A 22,920-nucleotide genomic window follows, 5' to 3' on the forward strand; every position below is an offset into this window, starting at 1 on the left:
AGGCTTATTGAACCTTGCTGTCCAGTACGTTTTGAATGTCATCCAAAATCGCATTGGCTGCAATCGGCCCTGAAGCACTGGTCCACAATTGACCATCAACCGGAATCACATGATCACGCTTAACCACATCAAGACGAGCAAAAGCCGGCGATTGTTTGGCGGCATCTAACGCCTTTTGACCTTCTTCATCCAATGTTGCCATGAAGATCCAATCATTATCGATTTTAGACAAGTTTTCCAAACTTAATGGACTGGAATGCGGACGGCCACGCTTAATCAAACCTGAATCCGTTACCTCAAATCCCGCTTGAGCCAATAGCCCACTGGTGAAAAATTGAGTCGTCAGTACTAGAGCGCCTTGTGGCATCCAACGAATCAGAGCCGCACCACGTTGATCCGCTGGTAATTTGGTCTCTAGCTGAGTTTTAATCTGTGCCGCACGATCCGCAACCGCTTGGATAATTTGTTCTGCTTTCTGTTCACGGTTCAACGCTTTTGCGTAAACACGCATTTCACGAATCCAACCATCTGGGCGAATCCCTTTTCCTTGCGGCACTATGGTCGGTGCGATTTTTGACAACAAAGCATATTGCTCTGCTGGTAAACGGTAAGAAGCCAAGATAATGTCTGGGCGCTGAGCAATCACCGCTTCGAGATTGGTTTCTCGTGACGTGCCGACGATATTGACGTTTTTGGCAGTTTCTTGGATATAGCTTGCCACACCGTCACCACCTCGAGTTGAGATCGCACCGATAGGCTCAAAGCCTAACGCAAACGCAGCATCAAGAGCACCTTCATGCACAGTGACAATGCGCTCTACTTTATCGCTAACCGTTACATCACCGTATTTAGTCGCCACCGTAATGTCATCGGCTAACACAGGTAACGCACATACTAATCCCAAGAACAAACCTGCAGAACGACCTAATCCACCTAACAGGGACATATCAACCTCTTCTCTTTAAAATAAATGGTCATGAAACAAATGGCTTTTGAATCAATAACGCTTGCGAATCACATTAATCATTGCGCTAAAAAGCACGAATAATAACTTTTATCATTGCGCGGCAAAACACGAATAATAACTTTTATCATTTGTGAGATAAAGCGAATCAACTCTGCTTTACCTCACTTTACTTACAGAGGGAATTTAAAAACTGTATTCCAAGGAAGCCCAGTACTCACGTCCTGCATCAACAAAACCATATTCTGAAAATTCAAATTCTTCATTGGTCAGGTTGTTAATGCCAGCTTGCACAACAAAACGATCATTGACCTCAAACTGCATGCCTAAATGAACTAAGTCATAGGAAGGCGCTTGAGTTTCGGTATTACTAGACAAACCGGTTTCTTGTGACTCCTCACCTCGATATTCGTAATCGACCCAAGCCTTAACCTTATCTAATAATTGCCAATTCAATGACGTTGCAAATAGATGCAGTGGCATTTGTGTAAGAGGTTGGCCTTTGTTGTCACCAGACAACTGCTCGGATTTGGTATAGGTGTAACGCACACTTAAATTCAACGTATCACGTAACTGAAACTCGGAGCTTAACTCAACACCTTGGGTTTTGGCTTCATCAACATTGACGTTGTAACGAGATCCAAACACAGAACAAATCGAAGTTGGACAACTGGTTGTCATGATCTTGTCATCAAAATGATTATCAAACACTGTTGCACTGATGACTTTATTGCCTGCACTGTAGATAACACCAATTTCTTTACTAAGAGAGGTTTCTGGCTTTAGAACTGGATTACCATAAATGTCCCCGCCGCGGCTGTCTTGCACCCAACCACTGGTCATTTCACGAAGCTCTGGGGTTTGATAGCCCGTCGCGATACCCGCTTTCACTGTCCAGGTTTCGGTGGCAAACCAATTAGCGTAAAAGCGAGGGCTAATTTGACTGTCAAAATTCTCGTTTTTATCTATGCGCATGCCTGACGTCAATGATAAGTCTTCAGCGAAAAACCACTCATCCTCACCGTAGAGAGAATACTGATCGTTACTAATGGTATTTGTGTCGAGCACATTTTCTTCGTCTTTCAGGTCGGCTTGAGTGATATTACCGCCCACAGTAGTAATATGCTCTTCGCTTGGAATAACCCATCGGCTATCCACCACCAAATTGGTGATGCGCATATCACGACCTTCATTGTAGGTGCTCTCTCTTTGCACATAAGAAGTATCCGATATGTCCCCCCAACTGCCTGTGTGGGTTAGGGCAAACGAATTTTTATCATTTTGCGTTTCACTATCATTGCGCGCACTTCCTGCTGCTGACTTTCCTACCGTGGTAATACGCTTTTGATTGCTTTTCATTAAATCCAGATCAAAAGCATGGTCGTCATTCGGCGTGTAACGCAGTTGCGCATTGTAATTATGGATTTCTTTTTCGGAAGCGCCACGTGACACTTCGTCTTCTTCATTAAAAAGACCGCGAGCTCCCAAACGAAGACTTAAAGTATCAGCAATGAGAGGTCCAGCCAGATAAATAGAAGCTTGCTTACTGCCACCATAAATATCATCTTCAGGCTGAGTCACATCAAAACGGACATTACCATGCCATTCATCAGTGGCTTTACGAGTGATGATATTGACCACACCACCCATTGCGTTTGCTCCGTACAAGGTCGACATAGGACCGCGGATGATTTCAATACGCTCAATGGACTTTAAAGGTGGCAACCATTCTTGATCCATGCCACCGCCACCACTTGGCTGTGACTCTCTAGAAGACTGTGGACGACCATCTACCAATAGCAAAGTATATTTGGTCGGCATACCTCGAATGGAAATATCGTTACCCGATGCACCACCAGTAGCAAACACACCAGGCACATGACTCAATACCTCGGTGATGTCTTTGTAAGCCCCCTGGTTAATCGTTTCTTGATCGATCACAGTAATACTGGCTGGCGCTTCTGTCACTTCTTGCTCGTACCCTGAGGCAGAAATAACTAGCTCAGAAAGTTCTGCTCCGTTCTCAGCCATAACAAGAGTAGAAATCAAACTCAATTTTAGACCGGTTGCTGTTGCCAGCAATAAAGAATATTTACTCATTAAATTAGACTCAGATTCTTAACTTATTCAATTAATTGGTGTTTTTCTGTACACGATCTTGGTAATTCGAGATCTTCACTACACGGGCTAAGCTGCAATCGCGCAACAAAGCAAAAGCGTTAGTGGCATTTTCATCAACAAAAGGGTGTGCTTGATCAGGCTGACGTTGCTGCAAAGCTTGCATGCGCTCTACGCTGTTGTCTCGGGTTGGGTGATTCGATAAAAACACATCCACCCCTTTGTCATCTGCCAATTGCTTAAAGCGCGCAGCAGAATCTGTGTACATTTGCAGGCGCTCAATGTTAGGACCGAAGTTCAGTCCCGTGCCGCCCCACATCGCCGCCATATGGGTTTTCCCGCCATCTTTCACAGGGAAAATCAGCGAAATAGTGCCTAAGGTGTGACCTGGAGTCACATACAATTCTACCTTAGTATCACCTAACTCAATGACTTCACCGTCATGGATGGTGATGTCTCGAGTCGGTGCTTTGCCCCATTTAGGATTAACGATTTCAGGCTCTGGGCTTTCCAGTTCAGTCCAATCCGCGTCACTCATGACTACTCTTGGCTGGAAGGATTTCACCAAGTATTCTTGACCGCCATAATGGTCACCGTGAGCATGAGCAATAATCAGGTAACGTATGTCATGAGGATCCATACCAAGCTTTTTAATGCCAGCGGCAATGACCTCTTCCGCCTGACGATTACTGTTCATGGCATCGAGTAGAATAAGCCCTTCAGAGGTTTTGATCACCCAACTGGCGACCGAACGGTTACCCACAAAGTAAAGATTATCAAAGACTTGTTGTGGCTCAATATAAGAACGTTTGGCACGCTCCGCTCTTTGCTCATCCGTTAACGTACGCTTCTTATTCCTCGAACCAGATTTTCGCGCCGTAATGTCTCTTAATGGCTGATCAATAGCGCAGATATTCGCTAAGCCGGGATAGTCTTTACCCGCTGCTAAACCTTGTGCCACCAATGCTTGTGGCGACAAGGTAGTTTGTGCCATGCCATGATGACTGAAAGTTAACGCAGAAAAGCACAAAGTGGACACTAAAATCTGTTTAGAAGAACAAATAGTGCGGCGAAATATCATAAAAGTCTCAACTTTATAAATAAGATTGGTTACTATTTAGATTCTCACACAAAATGACCAGCAGGACTCGGAACGGTGTGTTCCGAAATATGCAATACTACTCTGCACATCCAAGACGATTAGGCACGCTGTATGTACGATTTAAATGACCTACAAAGTTTTATTACACTGATTGAAACTGAAAACTTAACCCAAGCCGCTAAACGTCTTGGTGTTTCCAAGTCCACCCTCAGCCGCCGTATCGCCAACCTTGAAAATCAATTGGGACAAGCCTTACTGTTGCGCCAAGCAAACCAGATGATCGCCAACGACGCAGGACGTGCTTTCCATCCCTTTGCTTGTAAAATCATTGAAGCAGCCAAGCAAGCACAGAAAACCATCGACTCTTTACAAGACGCGGTCATTGGCGACTTAAGCATAGCGGCCTATTCAGGCCTTGCACGTTCGTGGTTACCGAAAGAGATCATTCATTTTGCTAACCAACATCCTGAAATAAACTTTTCACTTAAAACCACGTCAAAATTTTCTGAGTTAGAACAGGCGGATATTGGCGTTTGGTTAGGCTCACCTGAACCCTCTCGATTTAAAGAAGAAATGGTCGGTTATCTAACTTGTGGGCTTTATGCTTCTAAAGAGTTTGTTAACAACAACCCCAATCTGATTGATGTAGCAGAGTTAGAAAACATTCCTTGGGTCAACTTTCACCATTTTTATCAGCCCGCTGGGGATTTAGAGCTGCACCATTTGGAAGACGGCGCGAAGCGCATTCAAATTCCAAAGTCGCAAATTTGGACTGATCAAATTGCCATGCAATTAGAGCAAATAGCCAAAGGGACTGGGGTTGGTGTTCTTCCAGATTACATGGTTACCATGCGAGAGAAACATCATCCGGGCGATCTCATTCGAGTACTCCCTCAATGGCAATTACCCATGATCCCCGTCTACCTCTTGTATCCCTATGGCAGCTTACCCAAGCGTATGTCGGAATTCTTACACCATTTCCGCAATCGCACTCGTGATATTCTGGATAAGCAAAAGTCTCAATAAGCCATCCAATACTATCTTTTAGAACAAAAAAGGAAGCCAAATTGGCTTCCTTTTTTCTTTCTTGTAACCTATTAAAAGATAAAGAGTGCGAGATGGTCGTTCACTTATTGACAGGCAAAACTGGCCGCACTTTCTGGATCACCCTTACCATCATAAGTCGCAACGCTTGGGAAAGGACACAAAGGACGAGTACGATCGTCAGACCAATCCGTCGGTAACTCTTTGTTTGCTCCACCTGGGTTATTGGCACCGCGCGCAGAGGCAATAACTTGCTCTGGTTGTTCGCCCTTTTCTACCCAATTCACCAGAGGCGTCAGCATGTCGAATTGATCAACCGACTGACCGCCACGACAGTGCGCCATACCAGGCACTGGATAAAATTGTGCGAATTGCCCAGCCTTGCCTTGATTCTCTTGATCTAGCGCCTGATACCAATCTTGCGTATCTTGCACAGAGAAAATCGGATCGGACACACCGTGATAGACCATAATTTTGCCACCACGGTCACGCATCACACTCATGTCTTGCGGATTTTGTGGCGTCATGAAGCTCATACTGGCTTCTTGATAGATTCCTTCTGTGGCATAGACTTTTTTCACCAGCTCATCGATATCCGCATTGAATACGTATTCTGGGCCATTGAAATTACGAATGCTCAGGTCTTTCAGTTCCACTGGCGGCGTTTGAAAAATCATGCTCACTGCACCAGAGTCACGTTTGATTGGCGCACTGTATTCCCAGTTCATTTGATCTTGGTTGCTGATGCCTGCATCGTAAGGGAAAGAGGCGTATACCCGTTCTCCGTTTGACTGACGAACGCCATCAAAAATGGTAGCGACTGCGGTTTTCTGTTCTGGGGTCAAACAAGAACCATCACGCCCTGCACTACAAGAAGGAACATCTTTGTCTAAATCAAACGCACTTTGGCAAGCATTGTAATCTTGCACCAAACCATCTTTTAAACCATCCAAAGCATCACACTGCTTTAATACGGCTTTGGACACCAGTTGTCGTTCCTGCAAGGTAAAGGCCGCACTCAAATCGGCTTGCGTTGTACCAGGTACCGACGCATAGACCTGAGCACCTGCAATATTAGCCGTTGCGGCTAAAGGTAAGCGATAACCAGGCGCGCCCACTAAAAATCCATCGTATTGATCTGCGTATCGTGTTGCCGCCACCATGGCATGACGACCACCATTTGAGCAACCGGCAAAATAACTACGATCTGGTGCTTTGCCGTAAACTTGCGACACCACAGATTTCACCATAGGCGTTAACGTACCAACCGCTTGATAACCATAATCCAAGCGCGCTTGAGGGTCATAACCAAAGGTGGGTAATGGGCGATCATGGCCGGCATCTGAACTGATAACAGCAAAACCTTGGTACAAAGCGTTGGTAATAGGGCCACCAGCAAAACCACCTTCAGCCGGTTTTACAGAGCCATCTAAGCCGCCATTGGCTTGATATAAAAGGCGACCATTCCATGCTTTCGGCAGGCGAATTTCAAAGCCTATAGCGTATTCTTTGCCATCTACTGAACTGACGCGTCGGTTCATTTCCCCTTTTACCAAGCAATGCTCACCAATGGCTTTGCCTGCCACCGACATCTCACCTTTGGCAACCGATGCTACGGAAAGTATGCTGGTGTTTTGATAAGCAAGTTGATTAGCAAATGCCTCACATTGTTGGGTTAACGTCTCTGAACTGGCTGGACTAAGCTGCGCAGTAGAAGACGGTGAAGTAGAGCAAGCGGTCAAAAAAGCAGATGAGACCAGTGTTGCCAATAGTGGTTTATAGGCAGAGTTGCGTTCCATTATATCTCCTTGTAGCCGTTTACGGCTTATATTGTTGTTATTTTCAACAATAAGAATATATAACAAAATTCATTTTGCAAACCCATAACCACAATTAATAGCCGACCTACCAGCGAGCTTCCACACAAAGTCATTTACTAGTCCGTTAAAGCCAATGGTAAGTCAGTCTTTTTACTCACTTACCATGGTATGTATGCGTGCTACTGGACTTAATCTTCAAAAATCGCCACTGCTCTTACAAAGCCAGCCGAGGCTTTTTCTATCTTGTAGGGGAAGCATGACACGGTAAAACCATAAGGCGGCAATGACTCTAAATTAGACAGTTTTTCCATTTGACCATAGGCAATATCACGACCAGCCTTGTGTCCTTCCCAGACAATGGCCGGATTTTTTTCATCAGCAAAACGTTTTGCCGTATGACTAAAAGGCGCATCCCAACTCCATGCATCCGTCCCAACAATGCGCACTCCTTTTTCTAACAAGAATAAAGTTCCCTCTCGCCCTATCCCTACACCGGCATTTAAGTAGTTAGGCGTACCATATAATTGCCCTGCTCTGGTATTGATCAACACGATATCCAATGGCTGAAGTTCATAATCAATCCGATCCAACTCCTGCTGAATTTCCTCAGCGCCAATGACATAACCATCGGGAAAATGCCTAAAATCCAGTTTGACACCATTTTGCAAACACCAATCCAACGGCATCTCATCAATCCCCCAAGATGGATTACCTCCATCCGTAGTCGATGCATAATGCCAAGGCGCATCCATATGAGTGCCACTATGGGTAGTCAAGACCATATCTTCGACAGCCCAGCCTTCTTGACCGGGCAAATCCTCAGCACTTAACCCTGGAAACATAGCCAACAAACTAGGTAACCCTTGCTGGTGATCTTGGTATTTAATTTTCGGTAATAACAGCGGCGGGTCAGTATAAGGATTATTGTTAAGGCTGACGGACAAATCCACCATACGACGTTTTGACGATGACATAGTTGCTTTAATCTGCAAGGTTAGTTCCCCCTTGGATAACAATTTGATCAATGGCTCCGAAGATGCTCTCTGCAGAACCATTAAATGCTTCCATACGGATACGATCACCAAATTTCATGAAATCCGTTTGAGCCTGCCCTGTAGTAATCATTTCGAGCGCTCTTTTTTCAGCAATACAAGAGCTCCCTCGTGCAGTCTCTTTGTTGGAAACAGTACCTGAGCCAATGATGGTCCCTGTGGTAAGTTTTCGAGTTAGAGCGGCATGCGCAATCAGTTCACCAAACGTGAAATTCATTTCATCACCGTTAGCGTTACCAAACCATTGTCCGTTCCACGTTACGCTCAAAGGTAAACAAACACGACCGTCACACCACTGATCACCCAGTTCATCTGGGGTAACCGCAACGGGTGAAAAGCTGGAAGAAGGCTTCGCTTGCAGGAAACCAAAACCGCCCTTTATTTCCCTTTGGATGAAACCGCGCAGACTGACATCATTCACCAACATAATCAGGCGAATATGTGACAGCGCTTGTTCCACGGAGCACCCCATTGGTACCTCTTCAACTACCACCGCAAACTCACCCTCAAAATCAATGCCATGACGCTCATCCGGTAATTCAATTGGATCATTAGCCCCCAAAAAACAATCGGACGCCCCTTGGTACATCAAGGGTATGGTGTCGAAATCCTCCTGTGGCGGTAGTGAAAATGCCTTCTGAACCAGTTCCCCATGGTTTAAAAACGCGGAACCATCACACCACTGATAAGTGCGAGGTAAGGGAGCCATCATTTGTTCACTGTAAAAATCAAAAGAGGCTTCCAGTTCACCGTTATTCAATGCCTCATATATTGGTTGCATAACAGGCATTAAGCTTTGCCAGTGATCTAATAAATGCTGCATAGTTGGCGCGATCGCATCCAAACTAAAGGCTTTGGATAAATCTCTGGAAACCAGTAGCAAACCGCCGTCCTTAAGATCATTTTTCATTGTTGCAAACTTCATCAAACCTCCCATCACCTCAACAAGGTGAATTAAACTGCCGTTTTCTCACCTTTAATGGAATCTGTTGATGACTCTCTCGGCCCAGTCACCGGAATAAACAAGGACAAGATACCCGCCAAAAGCAGTAAACTGGAGGCTGTCATTAACCATGAGATATAGTTGCCTGATAGATCATAAAGACGACCAGCCAAATACGGACCAACAGCCCCACCCACTAAAAACACGGCATACACTAGACCATACGCCAAGCCATAAATTTGACGCGCAAATAAGCGACCAATTAAGAAGGCAATCAAATCCACTTCAGCGCCGATTGCTAAACCGGTAATAATGGCCCCCAACTTAGCGTAAGCTGGGCCACCTAGACCAAGAACCAAGAAGCCGGCACTGGCGACCACAAATAACCCTGCGGTAATGAAGGCTGCCGAAAATCGGTCCAACAAGAAACCAACAACCAGTCGACCTATGATCACAGAGACACCGATTAAAGAAGCAATTGCCCCCGCTTGCGGTGGTGTTAAGCCACTGTCAGTCAACATAGAAAAGAAATGCGCGACTGTGCCGAGCACAGCCAATGCGGTGAGCAAAAAGATCAAACATAGGTGATAAAAACACCAGTTATTTAACAAAGTACTAATCGGCGTTGATTTCACTTCTTTCGTGACCTCAGAGTCTTTCGCACCGATTAACAACAACCAGACAACGGGAATGGCAGCCGCCACGACAACACCGAGGACAAAGTAACCTGCTCGCCAACCATGACTGGCGACGTAAGGTGCTAATAATTCCGGTAATAAAATCGCCCCTGTGCCAGTACCAGTCAAAATAACGCCCAAGGCTTTGCCTCGGTTTTTTTGAAAAGCCACAATCACTAAACGAGTAAAAGGCAATGGGGTTGACCCCGCTGTCAGCATGGACATAATGGCAATAATCACCAAATAACTGGTCAATCCAGTTGTAAAGTAGCCCAATGAGAAGAAAGACAATGACACCAAAGCTAAGGAAATTAATGCGACCTTAGCGCTGCCAAAACGATCGACGAGCCAACCTGTAGGAATCACCATGATGGCCGCAAAGCTGGTACCGATTAAAGCACCCAAAGAGGAATCCGCCCGAGTCCAACCAAACTCAGCCGCCAAGGGCTTCATAAAAATGCCAATGGAATAGAAATAAATGGAGCTAACGCCGACTGAAATACCAATGAACGCGGCAAGCAGAACACGCCAATTTTGTAGAAATTCGGAATCTTTCATTTTACCTCTCCTGTCGATTGTCCGTTAATGCGCAACGCCTCAATGCCTGAAATAGCATATGAAAACATTGCCAACGAAAAGGCATTTACAGTAGGGTAAAGTGAATGCAGAAGTAGATATATTCGTTTCATGATTGAGTTTTCCTCATTTATTTTTATTGTGTCGGTATGCAAAATCCATAATAAATGAAGAATAAAGTATTAAAAAAATCGTATTTCTCGATATCAAGCATCTATTTTTTTGAATACTAATAAAAAGAAGGAAATTCAATGCGTTTTCATCATTTAGACCTAAACTTGCTGGTCGCACTCGATACCATTTTAACCGAGCGAAATGTGACTCATGCCGCACAAAAACTAAACATTAGTCAGTCTGCTGCAAGTGGTTTGTTATCTCGGTTGAGAGAGTATTTTGACGATGAGTTACTGGTGCAATCAGGGCGTCAAATGTTACCCACTCCACTGGCTGTCTCCTTACAAGAGCCTCTCAAACGAGTCTTATTAGACATCAAAACCAATATCGTCGGAGACAAACATTTCGACCCCCTTGAATCGAATCGCCATTTCAAAATCATGGCCTCGGATTATGTAACAACCGTTTTTCTGAGCCCTTTATTCAACCAGGTCCATCGTTTGGCTCCGAACATGACCTTCGACATTATCCCCAATAACAATCATTACAACGACGCCATCGCCAGAGGAGAGATTGACTTTCTGATCCAACCTAACTTCTATATGAATAATGATCACCCCAAGGCACTTTTATTTGAAGACTCCTATTCCTGTGTCGTTTGGCGAGATAACCCTCTAGTGGGCGACACCATTAATAATGAAGAGTATTTGAATTTAGGTCACGTGGTGATCAATTTAGGTGAGATGCGGGCTCCAAGCTTTGAAGAAGATTTCGCGAAAAAGTATGGTCAAGACAGGCGTATTGAAGTCTCCACCAGCGACTTTAATACCTTGCCCCACTTGGTTGTAGGCACCAACCGTATCACTGTGATGCAGACTCGCCTGGCTCGCATTCATGCGAAAACCCTGCCGATTAAGATCATTAATACACCTGAGCCCATCCCAAGTTTGCGAGAATACATGCAATGGAATCATATTCTCGACAGTGACCCTGCACACCAATGGCTTAGAGACCTGTGCCAGAAAATACTGTCTACAGACTAGACAAATAAAAAAAGAGGAGGCAGTCGCCTCCTCAAATGCTCGGGAAATCTATCACTCTATTCGAGTTTAAAAGGCGTAGCTTACGCCTGTACCATAGCTAGTACCAGAAGATTGATCCGTGACCTCATCTTTCATTATGCGCGTAAACCAAGTCGCTTGTTTCGATAGCGCATAGTCATAACCCAATGTCACCGTAGTACGCTGCAGATCTTTCGCCCAACTTCGTTCCATTGTGCTGTTGCCCAAAGACGCTTTTACCACGCCTGAAGCAACGGGTGAAGACACCCCAACTTGCAGCATTTTAATTTGAAAATCTTGGTTAACACTGGCCCGTAAACCTTCGACCTTACTCTGACTTACTTGTCCGTAAAGCTTGAATGTTTTGAAGTCATAGGACAAACCTAACTGAGTATTCGAGTAATCTTCCGCGCTGAAAGTTGGCGTCGCTTCTGGCAAAGAAGAGAACCCAAGAGGATAAGTAAAGGTCGCACCTTTGATCTCATCCACCGAAACAACAGCAGCAAATGGGAAACCACCTACCGTCACACTCGCACCGTAACGCTCGCCTGTCGTACCACCCTCATCTGGAGCAGCCATAACAGCGACGCTCATACCTGATATCTTAGGCAATGAATATTGTATGGCGTTATCCCACGCCGAGTCAGTGCTGCCCAATCCGGTTGCCATGGGTTGCGCCGGACTGCCCACATAAGTGTGCATAAAACTTGGGCTGTAAGTACTGGTCGCACCAAAAGGGTTAAAACGAATGGTATTGATGAAGTTCAATGACGTCAGTCGACCGGCTTTGATACTCCCTAGAGAACCTTCTAAGCCCCCCCACGCATAACGACTATAGAAGCTCTCATTCGTTAATCCTCTGGTGCTATCGCCCTTGTCAATTTGGATAAAGCTCGATATGCCCATTTTCGCCGTCAAGCCATCTGACAACTTAGACTGCCCAGACAAAGCAATATGAGATGTGGTCATCATATTGCTGTCCACAGACACATCGGCATCGCCTTGACTACTCAATTGCCGCGACTGAACGCCTAAATTGAATACCCCAGAAAAACGTAACGAAGATGTTTCCGATGAATACAAGTCTCCGGCCACCGCACTGCCAGTCGCCAAAGCACAGGTAAGAAAAATGCCTAAAGGTTTTAGAGAAATACATGAAGAGAAAAGGTTTACACTAGAATTTCGCGTGACCATGTTCATAGTTTAAGTATCCATATTGTTATTTTTGTTAAGATTGTTTTGAAGCTAAACAATAAATAAGGAAACTTATCTTTAAAAATCGATTATTGTGATATCTTATATCCAATTTTTAATATAACACTTTATGCAATTTTGCCCTGTGCCATTTCTAAATAAAGCACATATTTTGCTTTCATATAATGGTATGAATCCCTATATTATGCGTGATATATATGTCAAAAAATTACGCTTAAAGTGCTATGAGTCAACAAGACGGTGGCAGCGATACTAGTGAGTTGGGACGTTTGGCTAGACGTTTTAAAAGCAAGTGAATGACGATATTACTCATAATATGAGCCATCGCCATCCTGCTAGAAAGGCCTGCCTTACTGACAATGAGGCTCTTATCAGGATGACTAGAATTGAACTCAGTTTACTATTCTGAAAACAATTCAAAGATCAAATTCCGAAACCAGACATTGCCCGTGTCCTGATGATAACGGCGATGCCAAAACATATTGATTTGCGCTGGAGGAATATCGACAGGATGGGCTTTCACGATTAAATTCAGATTTTCGGCCGTTTGTAGAGCCAGCTTTTCAGTCACGGTGGCAATAAGATCGGTTTTTGCCACAATGTAAGGTGCCGAAATAAAGTGCGGGAGTTTCAATTTACTGACTCGTAATACTCCACTTTTTGCTAATAATTTCTCCACCCTACCATGCCCTGTATCTCGAGCCTCTATTATAATGTGCTCTGATTTAGAGAAGTCTTCTAAGGTTAACTTTCCCGTCGCACAAGGATGTCCTTCTCGCATCAAACAAACATAATCTTGATCGAATAAACGACGCTGATAAAAACCAGCTTCCAGTTGTGGTAACAGTCCAATGGCCAGATCCACACTGCCAGTTTCTAGCTCTTCTTTTAAGGAATGCCCTTGGTCTCTTACCGTGCTGACCGAAATATTAGGGGCGTGCTCAGCAAGGTAGGCCATCAGACGCGGCAACATATAAATCTCCCCCAAATCCGTCATATTGATGCAAAAAGATCGGTCACTCGACAAAGGATCAAAACGCTCCTGATAATTTAATCCGTCCTGCAATGTACTCAACGAATAGCCAATAGATTCCGCAATACTGTCTGCAAATGGCGTAGGTCTCATACCTCGCGCCGTCCTTTCAAATAACTCGTCATGCAAGGCCAGCCTTAGCCTCGCAAGCGCATTACTGACCGCAGGTTGTGTCAATCCTAGGTGCTCTGCTACCAAACCAGTTTTCCGTTCTCGGTACATTAGTTGAAAAACAACCAGCAAATTTAAATCAATATCTTGTAGTCGAATCATGGTAGAGATCTCACCGTTGTGAATAGTTATTATTAGGATTATTTTATATCTGAATATCTCAACAACTTCTATAGTCAATTCCATGCAACAGCATCGCACATAAATCAAACAATAATAAGAGACCTTTTCACGTCATCACAGTAGCCGTATAAAGATCTCAATTAATAAGAGCGACCATGGAAATACTCATTAAACCTACCAATAAAACGATCAGTGCCTCGCAAGGCAGCACCTTGCTAGAAGCGTTTTTGGAAAATGACATTGCCATTTCCTATAGCTGTCTCTCAGGTCGATGTGGAACCTGCCGCTGTAAAGTTATTGAAGGTTCAGTGAACGGACCAGCAGCTGCAGAAGGACGTTTAGCACAACAAGGCCAATTCGTTTTAGCCTGTCAAAGCCGTGTTGAAACGGATTCGATTATTGAAATCCCAGAACCTGATGAAATCGTTACACACCCAACAAAGACGATAAAAGCGGAAATAGTGTCTTTCGATATATTATCGAATGATGTGCGTAGATTAAGACTCAAAACCAACAAAACCTTCGATTATTCTCCCGGTCAATTCGCCAACCTAACCTTTTGGCGTGAAGACGGTACTCGATCTTACTCTATGGCAGGCACATCAGACGATGATTCATTAGAGTTCCACATTCGTCTTGTGCCGAATGGTCGAGTGACATCCAAACTCGATGAACAAATCAAGATTGGCGCATCCATCAAACTCAATGGCCCACTTGGGGCCTCTTATCTTAGACGTAAAAATACCGACCCTATGTTGTGTATTGCTACCGGGACAGGCCTTGCACCTATCCTTTCAATTGTCCGAGGCGCACTAGAATCTGGAATGCAAAATAACATTCAACTGGTGTTTGGCGCGCGCACTGAAGAAGACTTATACGGCTTGGATTATTTGGAAAAATTGGCCTCTGAATACGCCAACTTCCAGTACCTAATTGCCTTAGATCATACAAAACCCAATAGTCCACATTTTCGAGGTCTGGTAACCGAGGCCATCACAGAACGTTTTCCAGAGCTTAAAAATTGGCGCATTTATTTAGCGGGAGCGCCAGCGATGGTGGAAGCCGCCTCTTTGGTTTGCAGCAAACGCGGAGCCGATATCGATCGTATATATGCTGATGCCTTTTACCCTAGCGGGGTTTAACAGCATTTATCTAATTTTTTGACATAAAAGTAAGGCCTCTATAGGAAACCAGTCATTTCTTTTTAAGGCCAATATTCAACCCACAATAAAGACAAAAAGGGCGAATAAAATGAGTCATGAAAATCCTATTCCAATGACACCTGTTTGGGAGCATGAAGACACCAGTCGAATTCCCTTTTGGGCTTATACAGACGAAGACATACACAAGCAGGAGCTTGAGAAACTCTTTTATAAAAAACATTGGTGTTATGTCGGATTAGAAGCCGAAATTCCACAACCTGGCGACTTCAAACGCACGGTTATTGGCGAACGTTCCGTCATTATGGTCCGTCATGAAGATAACAGTATTTATGTGGTTGAAAACGTTTGCGCCCATCGGGGCATGCGTTTTTGTCGAGAAAAACATGGCCATGTCAAAAGCTTTACCTGCCCTTATCACCAATGGAATTACGACCTAGAAGGCAAGCTGCAAGGGGTTCCTTTCCGCCGAGGTGTCAAACAAGATGGTAAAGCAAAAGGCGGCATGCCTAAAGATTTCAAAACATCTGATCATGGCTTAACCAAACTATTAGTCGCAACGCGCGGCGGTGTTGTTTTCGCCAGTTTTGACCATGATGTCGAGTCATTTGAAGATTTTCTTGGCCCCACTATGTTGTCCTACTTTGATCGAATGTTTAATGGTCGCAAGCTCACCTTGTTGGGTTACAACAAGCAACGTATTCCAGGCAATTGGAAACTGATGCAGGAAAACATCAAAGACCCTTACCACCCAGGTTTACTGCATACCTGGTTTGTCACTTTTGGCTTATGGCGTGCAGATAACCGCTCTGAGTTAAAAATGGATGAGCATTTTCGCCATGCCGCGATGATCTCAACACGAGGCTCAGGCGGTAAAGACACACAAACCACGAATGTTTCCAGTTTTAAAGAGTCCATGCAGCTCAATGACCCTAGCTTCTTAGATGTCGAAGTCGAGCCATGGTGGGATGGCCCGACCGCCGTCATGATGACCCTCTTCCCAAGCGTCATTCTGCAACAGCAGGTTAACAGTGTCAGTACCCGTCATATTCAACCAAACGGCCATGGTTCGTTCGACTTTGTTTGGACGCATTTTGGCTACGAAGACGATACCCCCGACATGACCGAGCGTCGTTTGCGCCAAGCGAATCTGTTTGGCCCTGCGGGCTTTGTTTCGGCGGATGACGGTGAAGTCATTGAATTTTCTCAACAGGGTTTTGAGCAGAAACCTTTCCATCGTTCACTGGCAGAACTGGGCGGGAAAGAAATAGAAGAAACCGATCATATGGTCTCTGAAACCTTAATCCGAGGCATGTACGCCTACTGGCGCAAAGTGATGGGAGTATGACAATGAAAGCAGACAACTACCTAAAACTGACTCAATTTTACCAAAACTACGCCGCTATGGTTGATCAAGAAAATTGGGACGCGTGGCTCGACATGTTTAGCGAAGATTGCGTTTACAAGGTTCAAGCCAGAGAAAACTATGAACGCAACTTGCCCATGGCCGCGTTATCACTCACCAGTAAAGGCATGCTGAAAGACCGTATTTACGGTATCACAGAAACCATATTTCACGACCCTTACCACCAGCTGCATCTGGTTTCATCGCCTCTGATATTAAGTGAATCAGATGACGGCATCATTGAATCACAAGCTAATTACACGGTTTTTCGAACCAAGAATAATGGCATTGCTGAAGTCTATAACGTCGGTCGTTATCTGGATCATTTACGCCTAACTGAACAAGGTATTCAGATCAAATCTCGACTCTGCATTTTTGACAACGAGATGATTCTTAATTCTTTGATTTACCCAATTTAATACTCGAAAAAAGAGGTTTTCCATGAGTGATAACTGGATAGAGACCATCAGCATTGACGATGTTCCTGAAGACGATGTCATTGGCGTTACGGTCAATGGTCATCAAATCGCGCTGTATAAAGTCGAGGATGAAATCTTTGCGACAGACAATGTCTGCACACACGGGCATGCCCTATTAAGCGATGGATTTTTAGAAGACGGAGAAATCGAATGCCCGCTTCATCAAGGGAGATTCTGTATAAAAACGGGAAAAGCCATGAGCGAACCCTTGACTGAGGATATCAAAGCGTACGCAACTCGAATGGAAGACGGGCAGGTTTTCCTAAAGTTTAGATAAGATTAATAGCTCGTTCGTAGAACCATCGCGAACCACTTAGCCAGCAAACAATAACTATAAATAACCTGGAGAGAACAATGAAAAAACCAATATTAGCACTGATCACTGCGAGCGTTATTGCACTAATCTCTACCAATGTATCGGCACAAATTTTGTCGATCGCGTCACCACCACAAGGTTCTATTTGGAACACCATGAGTAACGGCATGGCCAATGTTGGGCGCTCTAAAGCCAATATCAATTTGGTTGTTCAACCCTATAGTGGTAATCGCGCTATGATGGATGCCGTTAACCAAGGCTTAGCCGAGTTTGCTATTAATGATATCAATGACGCCATTGTCGCGGTACAGGGAAAGGCTAATTATAAAGGTAAACAACGTCGTCATTTAAAAGTAGCACTGCGCATTAGCCCTCAGCCGATTGGCATTTTTGTCAAAAAGCAATCCGACATTAACCGCATCGAAGACCTAAAAGGGAAACGAGTCGCTTCGGGGTGGAATGCGTTTCCGATTGGCCGCCCGCATATGGAAGCTATGCTGGCGACTGGCGGTTTAACTTGGGAAGATGTAAAAAAGGTTCCTGTCCCTGACCTAATCCGTGCCGCAGACAATCTTTCATCAGGCCGACTGGACGCCACTTATTTTGCCATTGGTGGACCAAAAGTAGCGGAAGTAGATGCTTCCGTAGGCGGTGTAAAATTCTTACCCGTTAACACAGATCAAACGGCACGCGATGCCATTCTTAAAGTACGTCCAGCCTTTTATTTTTCCGAAGTAAAACCAGCGCCACATCTAGTTGGCATAGACAAACCAACCCAAATGCTGACTTGGGATAACGTTCTAATCGTTAACGATAAAGTATCTGACGAAGATGTTTATCACATGGTAAAAGCCATTCTCGAGAACAAAGACGCTTTAATTAAAATATTCCCAGGTTTTAAAGCACTCGCGGTTAATACCGTGAATAAAAACTATCCGGGGATTCAATATCATCCTGGTGCCATTCGTTACTTCAAAGAACAGGGCCTTTGGGAGGAATAACCTCCTTTCATCACCCTATTTTTTCTGAAAAGGTACTTTAAATGAACGTTGAATCGTCCAACCCAGAAACCATGATGACTGAACCTGCGATAATGTCAGCATTAAGAAATGGCTTAGGTGTCCTGATTGCTTTGGCAGCCATTGCTTTTGCTGCTGATCTGTTTAGCCGAATTGGGATTGCCATTTATACCGAACAATACCTTGCCGTGGTGTTGGGAATAAGTCTCTCGCTGGTTTTCCTAAAACCACAAGAAAAGACCATTCAACGCCTGTGCAATGCTGCTATTGCTGTCATTGGTTTGCTGACCAGCTTGTATTTAGCGATACAGTACCCTGATTTAGTTGAGCGCCAAATGGATTTGCCTTTGGATGCATTGGTGATCTCCGCACTGCTGTTTATTTTAGTGTTAGAAGGTTTAAGACGAGTCGTCGGCATTACCCTCGTCATTGTTGTTTTGTTGTTTATGGGTTTTGCCCTGCTCGGCAGTCACCTTTCCGGCCCTTTGCAGACCCGCGAAATAACCCTAGATAGACTGTTCGTTTATCTAGGGGTGGACACTAACGGCATGCTGGGGTTAACCCTAAACGTTGCCGCCACCATAGTGATTGGTTTCATCTTGTTTGGGCAACTCTTATTGCGCTCTGGCGGTGCCGATTTTTTCAATGATGTGGCACTGTCACTGATGGGGAAAAGTCAGGGTGGTTCAGGTAAAATCGCCACCATTGCTTCGGCCTTATTTGGCTCTATTTCTGGCGTCGTGGTGTCCAATATCGTGGCAACGGGCGTCGTGACCATCCGCATGATGAAGAAAGGCGGTTTTAAACCCCATACTGCGGCGGCCATAGAAACAGTCGCCTCGACAGGCGGGCAAATTATGCCACCAGTCATGGGCGCTGTGGCGTTTTTAATGGCTGAGTTCTTACAAATCAGCTACAGCCAAGTGGTTCTAGCCGCTTTGGTTCCAGCCATACTCTATTATGCTGCTCTTTATATTCAAGTGGACTTGGAAGCCGCCAAACAACAAATAAAACCCATCGACCCTAAACTGATTCCTTCCAAACGAGACGTTATCAAAAGCGGTTGGGTGTTTATCATTCCTTTCAGCGCCGTGATCCTAGCTTTGTTTACCTTTAATCAACGACCTGAAACCGCCGCGCTTTGGGGCGCTCTTGGCGCACTTATTGTTGGCCTATTAAAGGGCTATAAAGGCAAACGCATGCATGCCAAAGACGTAGTGGCCAGTTTAGAAGAAACAGGTCATTCCATCGTCGACATCATCATGATTGGCGCCGCCGCCGGTTTCATTATTGGCATACTGAATATTACAGGTTTGGGTTTCGGTTTAACCTATTTCTTGGTGGAGTTAGGGCAAGGTAATCTATTCCTCTTATTGGTCATTTCAGCTGTGGTTTGCATCGTTTTGGGAATGGGGATGCCAACCGTTGGTGTCTATCTATTGCTCGCGGTTTTGGTCGCTCCTTCTTTGATTCAGGTTGGCGTAGAGCCCATTGCAGCGCACCTATTTATCTTCTATCTGGGCATGATGTCCATGGTTACACCGCCCATTGCCATTGGGGCTTTCTTTGCCGCCAGTATCGCCAAAGCCAATCCGATGAAAACCGCTATGACGTCAATGAGATTGGGCTGGACGGCTTATATTATCCCCTTCTTATTCGTTACTACGCCCTCTCTTTTGCTCATCGGCGAGACGTCGCAAATTGTGATTACCGTGATGAGTGCCTTGGTCGGAGTTTGGGCTGTATCCATCGGCTTTGCAGGCTACTTCAGAGACAAACTCAAGCCCTTCTTTCGAATCAGTTTTGTCATAACTGGAGGCTTGTTTCTACTGCCTAATTTACAAGGTGGAGAGACACCTATTATGCCGAAAATAGTAGGAATTGGATTATTAATGACCTTGATATTCGTTACTTATTTGATCAAAAAAACAGCATCAAAACCGTCACCTAATTCGACCCAATCATAGGAAAAAACCATGCAGTTATATAACTTTTTTAACAGTTCAACGTCCTACCGAGTGCGAATTGCACTCGCCTTGAAAGGACTAAGCTACGAGCATCACGGCGTCAACATTCGTATTGGTGAGCAAGCAACCGAGAGCCATATAAAACTCAATCCAGCAAAGGGCGTCCCTGTGCTGATTACGGATGACGGCCAAACACTTACACAATCCATGGCTATTTTGGACTATTTAGAACTCACCTACCCTGACTCGCCGTTACTGCCTAAAGACACATTAGAACGGGCAAGGGTTTTAGAAATCTGTCACATGATTGCAAGCGACATGCATCCGGTTAATAACCTTCGCATCCTAGGCTATCTCAAGCAGCAACTAGAGGTTACGGATGAACAAAAAACGGCGTGGTATCAACACTGGATTCAAGAAGGGTTCGAAGCACTGGAAAGCCGTTTAAACGAATACGGCTATGGTGATTATTGTTTTGGCGATCAGGCCACATTGGCGGATTGTTGCTTAGTCCCACAAGTGGCCAATGCTCTGCGTTTCGGCTGTGATTTGTCGTCTTTTACGAAAGTCTTAAGCATTTATGAGCACTGCCAACAAAACACGGCTTTTCAACAAGCCGCGCCCAACCAACAACCCGATTTCATCGCTTAATTTTGTGAAATTGAAAAATAAATAATAAGGAGTTTCCCATGCAATCATTAGGTACTCTTGAGGATTTACCTCAATCCTACCGCGATAAATTAACCGATTTAAACCTGGTGCCACTCTGGCCCAATATGCGTGCCGTTTTGCCTCATAAGGTCCCAAGCCGTAAAACCCAAACGTTAAATTGGCAATTTGACACACTTCGCCCTCTGTTAATCGAAGCTGGCGATTTAACGCCGATGGAAAAAGCCGAGCGTCGCGTATTGGTGCTGGCTAATCCAGGACACGGGCTGACCAATATGCAAGCCACTCCCAGTATTTATATGGGCTTGCAGTTAATATTACCGGGCGAAACCGCCCCCAATCACCGCCATACACCCAACGCCGTACGCATTATCATTGAAGGCGAAGGGGCAACCACCATTGTCGACGGCGAGCCTTGCATCATGGAACGAGGTGACTTGATTCTGACGCCATCTGGAAAATGGCACGAGCACCAGCACGACGGCGACGGACCGATTATTTGGTTAGACATACTCGATCTACCTTTGATTTATCAATTAGAAGGCTCTTGGGCCATTGAGGGAAAAACTCAGACCAAGGTGCTTGAACGGGATAAATCCTTTGCCGAATACAGCGCCGCAGGCGTGGTGCCTGAATTGGATTTTAAAAGAGAGAATACGGATTCGCCGATGCTGCGCTACCCATGGACAAGAACACGGGCTTGTTTGATGGAAATGGCTCAGCACTACAGTGATAGTCCAATCCGCATCGCTTATGTCAATCCAGAAAACGGAGCCAGCTTATTCCCCAGCATTGGCTTTGGCGCCATGATGCTACGCCCTAACGAAACCCTATCTTTGCCTAAGCGCACAAGCGCCTGTGTTTTCCATATTGTCGAGGGTCAAGGCTCTCTACAAGTGGATTCAAACGACGCTTTGCAATGGACAGAAAAGGACACGCTCAGCGCGCCCGGTTACAGCGAGGTAACGCTCAGCAACCCCTCTGCAACTGAGCCTGCGTTCATTATCACTGCCGACGAAGCGCCACTACATCGTTACCTCGGTATTTTTTAACCCTTATCAATACACCATTAATAAAAGGAAAAACCATGACAAATAAACTCGTATTCCCCGCTAAAGAAACCATTTTGGCGCCCATTGAAGGCTCTGATAGCCTGTTTCCTATCCATCGTATTTTTTGTGTGGGACGAAATTACCATGCTCATGCGGCAGAAATGGGTGCCACCGTTGATAAAAGTGTACAAAGTCCTTTTTACTTTATTAAGGATGCCAGTACTTACGTGGCAACAGGGGCAAGCATTGATTACCCTCCCCAAACAGACAATTACCATTATGAAATGGAGTTTGTCGTTGCGATTGGTGAAGAAGGCTTCAATGTCAGTGAAGAGAAAGCCGAAGACATCATTTTCGGCTACGCATGCGGTTTGGACATGACCCGTCGAGATCTCCAGTTAAAAGCGAGAGAAACAGGCCGTCCTTGGGATCTGGGTAAAGACTTTGAAGAGTCTGCGATTCTAGCCCCCATTGTGCCAATAGGTAAAACAGGTGTGTTAAACGACGGCAAAATCGAATTGGCCGTGAATGGTGACACCAAACAATCTTCGGATATAAATTTGTTAATCTGGAACGTGCGTGAAATCATCGCCGACTTGTCCAAATTTTACCATCTACAACCCGGCGATTTGATTTACACTGGTACGCCAGATGGCGTTGGGCCTGTCGTTTCTGGAGACAAAATAACCGGAAGTATCGAAGGTGTCGGCGATATTCAGCTAACCATCCGTTAATCCCCCGTCAAAACATCATCAATAAAAGCTCCCAAATTAATGAAATATAGGGAGCTTTTTCTTAAGTGCTAAAAAACGACCATGACTAAAACCGAAAAATAATTTA

At 44.9% G+C, this 22,920-nt stretch carries 20 protein-coding genes; 11 read left to right on the forward strand and 9 right to left on the reverse strand.

Annotation, left to right across the window (positions count from 1 at the left end; all coding sequences use genetic code 11):
• Positions 1-4 precede the first annotated feature (4 nt).
• The 3 genes from DFP76_RS07325 to DFP76_RS07335 all read right to left on the reverse strand — a co-directional run bounded on the left by DFP76_RS07325 (position 5) and on the right by DFP76_RS07335 (position 4,163).
• Entirely contained in the window at positions 5-946 is a 942-nt protein-coding gene (locus DFP76_RS07325) for an ABC transporter substrate-binding protein (protein ID WP_113874000.1), read from the reverse strand.
• Positions 947-1,150: 204 nt separating this feature from the next.
• A complete protein-coding gene (locus DFP76_RS07330) occupies positions 1,151-3,064 on the reverse strand; it encodes a TonB-dependent receptor domain-containing protein (protein WP_113874001.1) in 1,914 nt (637 codons plus the stop codon).
• Between the two features lie 31 nt (positions 3,065-3,095).
• Positions 3,096-4,163, reverse strand: coding sequence for an MBL fold metallo-hydrolase (locus DFP76_RS07335; RefSeq protein WP_113874002.1), 1,068 nt, complete (start codon positions 4,161-4,163; stop codon positions 3,096-3,098).
• Between the two features lie 132 nt (positions 4,164-4,295).
• Between DFP76_RS07335 and DFP76_RS07340 the strand changes: the two genes are divergently transcribed.
• On the forward strand, positions 4,296-5,210 hold the full coding sequence (locus tag DFP76_RS07340) for a LysR family transcriptional regulator (RefSeq protein WP_113874003.1): 915 nt from the start codon (positions 4,296-4,298) through the stop codon (positions 5,208-5,210).
• A 104-nt stretch (positions 5,211-5,314) separates the two neighbouring features.
• On the opposite strand, the gene DFP76_RS07345 is transcribed toward DFP76_RS07340, so the two are convergent.
• From DFP76_RS07345 to DFP76_RS07360, 4 genes are all read right to left on the reverse strand, one after another.
• A complete protein-coding gene (locus DFP76_RS07345) occupies positions 5,315-7,027 on the reverse strand; it encodes a tannase/feruloyl esterase family alpha/beta hydrolase (RefSeq protein WP_113874004.1) in 1,713 nt (570 codons plus the stop codon).
• A 209-nt stretch (positions 7,028-7,236) separates the two neighbouring features.
• Entirely contained in the window at positions 7,237-8,040 is an 804-nt protein-coding gene (locus tag DFP76_RS07350) for a cyclase family protein (RefSeq protein WP_245931891.1), read from the reverse strand.
• Entirely contained in the window at positions 8,030-9,025 is a 996-nt protein-coding gene (locus tag DFP76_RS07355) for a fumarylacetoacetate hydrolase family protein (protein WP_113874152.1), read from the reverse strand. The genes DFP76_RS07350 and DFP76_RS07355 overlap by 11 nt, the downstream gene beginning before the upstream one ends.
• Before the next feature lie 29 nt (positions 9,026-9,054).
• Positions 9,055-10,278, reverse strand: a complete 1,224-nt coding sequence (locus DFP76_RS07360) for an MFS transporter (protein WP_113874005.1) — start codon at positions 10,276-10,278, stop codon at positions 9,055-9,057.
• Between the two features lie 269 nt (positions 10,279-10,547).
• On the opposite strand from DFP76_RS07360, the gene DFP76_RS07365 reads away from it, so the two are divergent.
• Positions 10,548-11,453: a LysR family transcriptional regulator gene (locus DFP76_RS07365; RefSeq protein WP_113874006.1), complete on the forward strand. Its 906-nt coding sequence runs from the start codon at positions 10,548-10,550 to the stop codon at positions 11,451-11,453.
• 66 nt (positions 11,454-11,519) lie between these two features.
• Here DFP76_RS07365 and DFP76_RS07370 read toward each other — a convergent pair whose 3' ends face one another.
• Together DFP76_RS07370 and DFP76_RS07375 are read right to left on the reverse strand one after the other, a co-directional pair.
• Complete coding sequence (locus tag DFP76_RS07370) at positions 11,520-12,671, reverse strand: porin (RefSeq protein WP_113874007.1); 1,152 nt, start codon at positions 12,669-12,671, stop codon at positions 11,520-11,522.
• Positions 12,672-13,086: 415 nt separating this feature from the next.
• Positions 13,087-13,992, reverse strand: coding sequence for a LysR family transcriptional regulator (locus tag DFP76_RS07375; RefSeq protein ID WP_013796865.1), 906 nt, complete (start codon positions 13,990-13,992; stop codon positions 13,087-13,089).
• A gap of 176 nt (positions 13,993-14,168) precedes the next feature.
• Here DFP76_RS07375 and DFP76_RS07380 point away from each other — a divergent pair, with 176 nt between their 5' ends.
• The 9 genes from DFP76_RS07380 to DFP76_RS07420 all read left to right on the forward strand — a co-directional run bounded on the left by DFP76_RS07380 (position 14,169) and on the right by DFP76_RS07420 (position 22,814).
• The gene (locus tag DFP76_RS07380) at positions 14,169-15,155 is read left to right on the forward strand and encodes a 2Fe-2S iron-sulfur cluster-binding protein (RefSeq protein ID WP_113874008.1); all 987 of its coding nucleotides are present in this window, start codon (positions 14,169-14,171) and stop codon (positions 15,153-15,155) included.
• Between the two features lie 109 nt (positions 15,156-15,264).
• Positions 15,265-16,521 (forward strand): aromatic ring-hydroxylating dioxygenase subunit alpha, encoded by a 1,257-nt coding sequence (locus DFP76_RS07385; protein WP_113874009.1) that lies wholly within the window; start codon positions 15,265-15,267, stop codon positions 16,519-16,521.
• A gap of 2 nt (positions 16,522-16,523) precedes the next feature.
• Positions 16,524-16,997 (forward strand): aromatic-ring-hydroxylating dioxygenase subunit beta, encoded by a 474-nt coding sequence (locus tag DFP76_RS07390; protein WP_013796868.1) that lies wholly within the window; start codon positions 16,524-16,526, stop codon positions 16,995-16,997.
• Positions 16,998-17,019: 22 nt separating this feature from the next.
• Positions 17,020-17,334: a non-heme iron oxygenase ferredoxin subunit gene (locus DFP76_RS07395; protein WP_013796869.1), complete on the forward strand. Its 315-nt coding sequence runs from the start codon at positions 17,020-17,022 to the stop codon at positions 17,332-17,334.
• Between the two features lie 77 nt (positions 17,335-17,411).
• Entirely contained in the window at positions 17,412-18,374 is a 963-nt protein-coding gene (locus tag DFP76_RS07400) for a TAXI family TRAP transporter solute-binding subunit (protein ID WP_113874010.1), read from the forward strand.
• 41 nt (positions 18,375-18,415) lie between these two features.
• Positions 18,416-20,359: a TRAP transporter permease gene (locus DFP76_RS07405; RefSeq protein WP_113874011.1), complete on the forward strand. Its 1,944-nt coding sequence runs from the start codon at positions 18,416-18,418 to the stop codon at positions 20,357-20,359.
• Positions 20,360-20,368: 9 nt separating this feature from the next.
• The gene (gene maiA / locus DFP76_RS07410; RefSeq protein ID WP_013796872.1) at positions 20,369-21,010 is read left to right on the forward strand and encodes a maleylacetoacetate isomerase; all 642 of its coding nucleotides are present in this window, start codon (positions 20,369-20,371) and stop codon (positions 21,008-21,010) included.
• Positions 21,011-21,048: 38 nt separating this feature from the next.
• Entirely contained in the window at positions 21,049-22,080 is a 1,032-nt protein-coding gene (locus tag DFP76_RS07415; RefSeq protein WP_113874012.1) for a cupin domain-containing protein, read from the forward strand.
• Between the two features lie 35 nt (positions 22,081-22,115).
• Positions 22,116-22,814 (forward strand): fumarylacetoacetate hydrolase family protein, encoded by a 699-nt coding sequence (locus tag DFP76_RS07420; RefSeq protein ID WP_013796874.1) that lies wholly within the window; start codon positions 22,116-22,118, stop codon positions 22,812-22,814.
• Positions 22,815-22,920: the final 106 nt, after the last annotated feature.

The organism is Marinomonas aquiplantarum, from assembly GCF_003314975.1.
GTDB lineage: Bacteria > Pseudomonadota > Gammaproteobacteria > Pseudomonadales > Marinomonadaceae > Marinomonas > Marinomonas aquiplantarum.

Coding starts and splice junctions, on each gene's coding strand:
- DFP76_RS07325 (WP_113874000.1), bottom strand. CDS start 946: ATGTCCCTGTTAGGTGGATTAGGTCGTTCTGCAGGTTTGTTCTTGGGA.
- DFP76_RS07330 (WP_113874001.1), bottom strand. CDS start 3,064: ATGAGTAAATATTCTTTATTGCTGGCAACAGCAACCGGTCTAAAATTG.
- DFP76_RS07335 (WP_113874002.1), bottom strand. CDS start 4,163: ATGATATTTCGCCGCACTATTTGTTCTTCTAAACAGATTTTAGTGTCC.
- DFP76_RS07340 (WP_113874003.1), top strand. CDS start 4,296: ATGTACGATTTAAATGACCTACAAAGTTTTATTACACTGATTGAAACT.
- DFP76_RS07345 (WP_113874004.1), bottom strand. CDS start 7,027: ATGGAACGCAACTCTGCCTATAAACCACTATTGGCAACACTGGTCTCA.
- DFP76_RS07355 (WP_113874152.1), bottom strand. CDS start 9,025: ATGAAGTTTGCAACAATGAAAAATGATCTTAAGGACGGCGGTTTGCTA.
- DFP76_RS07360 (WP_113874005.1), bottom strand. CDS start 10,278: ATGAAAGATTCCGAATTTCTACAAAATTGGCGTGTTCTGCTTGCCGCG.
- DFP76_RS07365 (WP_113874006.1), top strand. CDS start 10,548: ATGCGTTTTCATCATTTAGACCTAAACTTGCTGGTCGCACTCGATACC.
- DFP76_RS07370 (WP_113874007.1), bottom strand. CDS start 12,671: ATGAACATGGTCACGCGAAATTCTAGTGTAAACCTTTTCTCTTCATGT.
- DFP76_RS07375 (WP_013796865.1), bottom strand. CDS start 13,992: ATGATTCGACTACAAGATATTGATTTAAATTTGCTGGTTGTTTTTCAA.
- DFP76_RS07380 (WP_113874008.1), top strand. CDS start 14,169: ATGGAAATACTCATTAAACCTACCAATAAAACGATCAGTGCCTCGCAA.
- DFP76_RS07385 (WP_113874009.1), top strand. CDS start 15,265: ATGAGTCATGAAAATCCTATTCCAATGACACCTGTTTGGGAGCATGAA.
- DFP76_RS07390 (WP_013796868.1), top strand. CDS start 16,524: ATGAAAGCAGACAACTACCTAAAACTGACTCAATTTTACCAAAACTAC.
- DFP76_RS07395 (WP_013796869.1), top strand. CDS start 17,020: ATGAGTGATAACTGGATAGAGACCATCAGCATTGACGATGTTCCTGAA.
- DFP76_RS07400 (WP_113874010.1), top strand. CDS start 17,412: ATGAAAAAACCAATATTAGCACTGATCACTGCGAGCGTTATTGCACTA.
- DFP76_RS07405 (WP_113874011.1), top strand. CDS start 18,416: ATGAACGTTGAATCGTCCAACCCAGAAACCATGATGACTGAACCTGCG.
- maiA (WP_013796872.1), top strand. CDS start 20,369: ATGCAGTTATATAACTTTTTTAACAGTTCAACGTCCTACCGAGTGCGA.
- DFP76_RS07415 (WP_113874012.1), top strand. CDS start 21,049: ATGCAATCATTAGGTACTCTTGAGGATTTACCTCAATCCTACCGCGAT.
- DFP76_RS07420 (WP_013796874.1), top strand. CDS start 22,116: ATGACAAATAAACTCGTATTCCCCGCTAAAGAAACCATTTTGGCGCCC.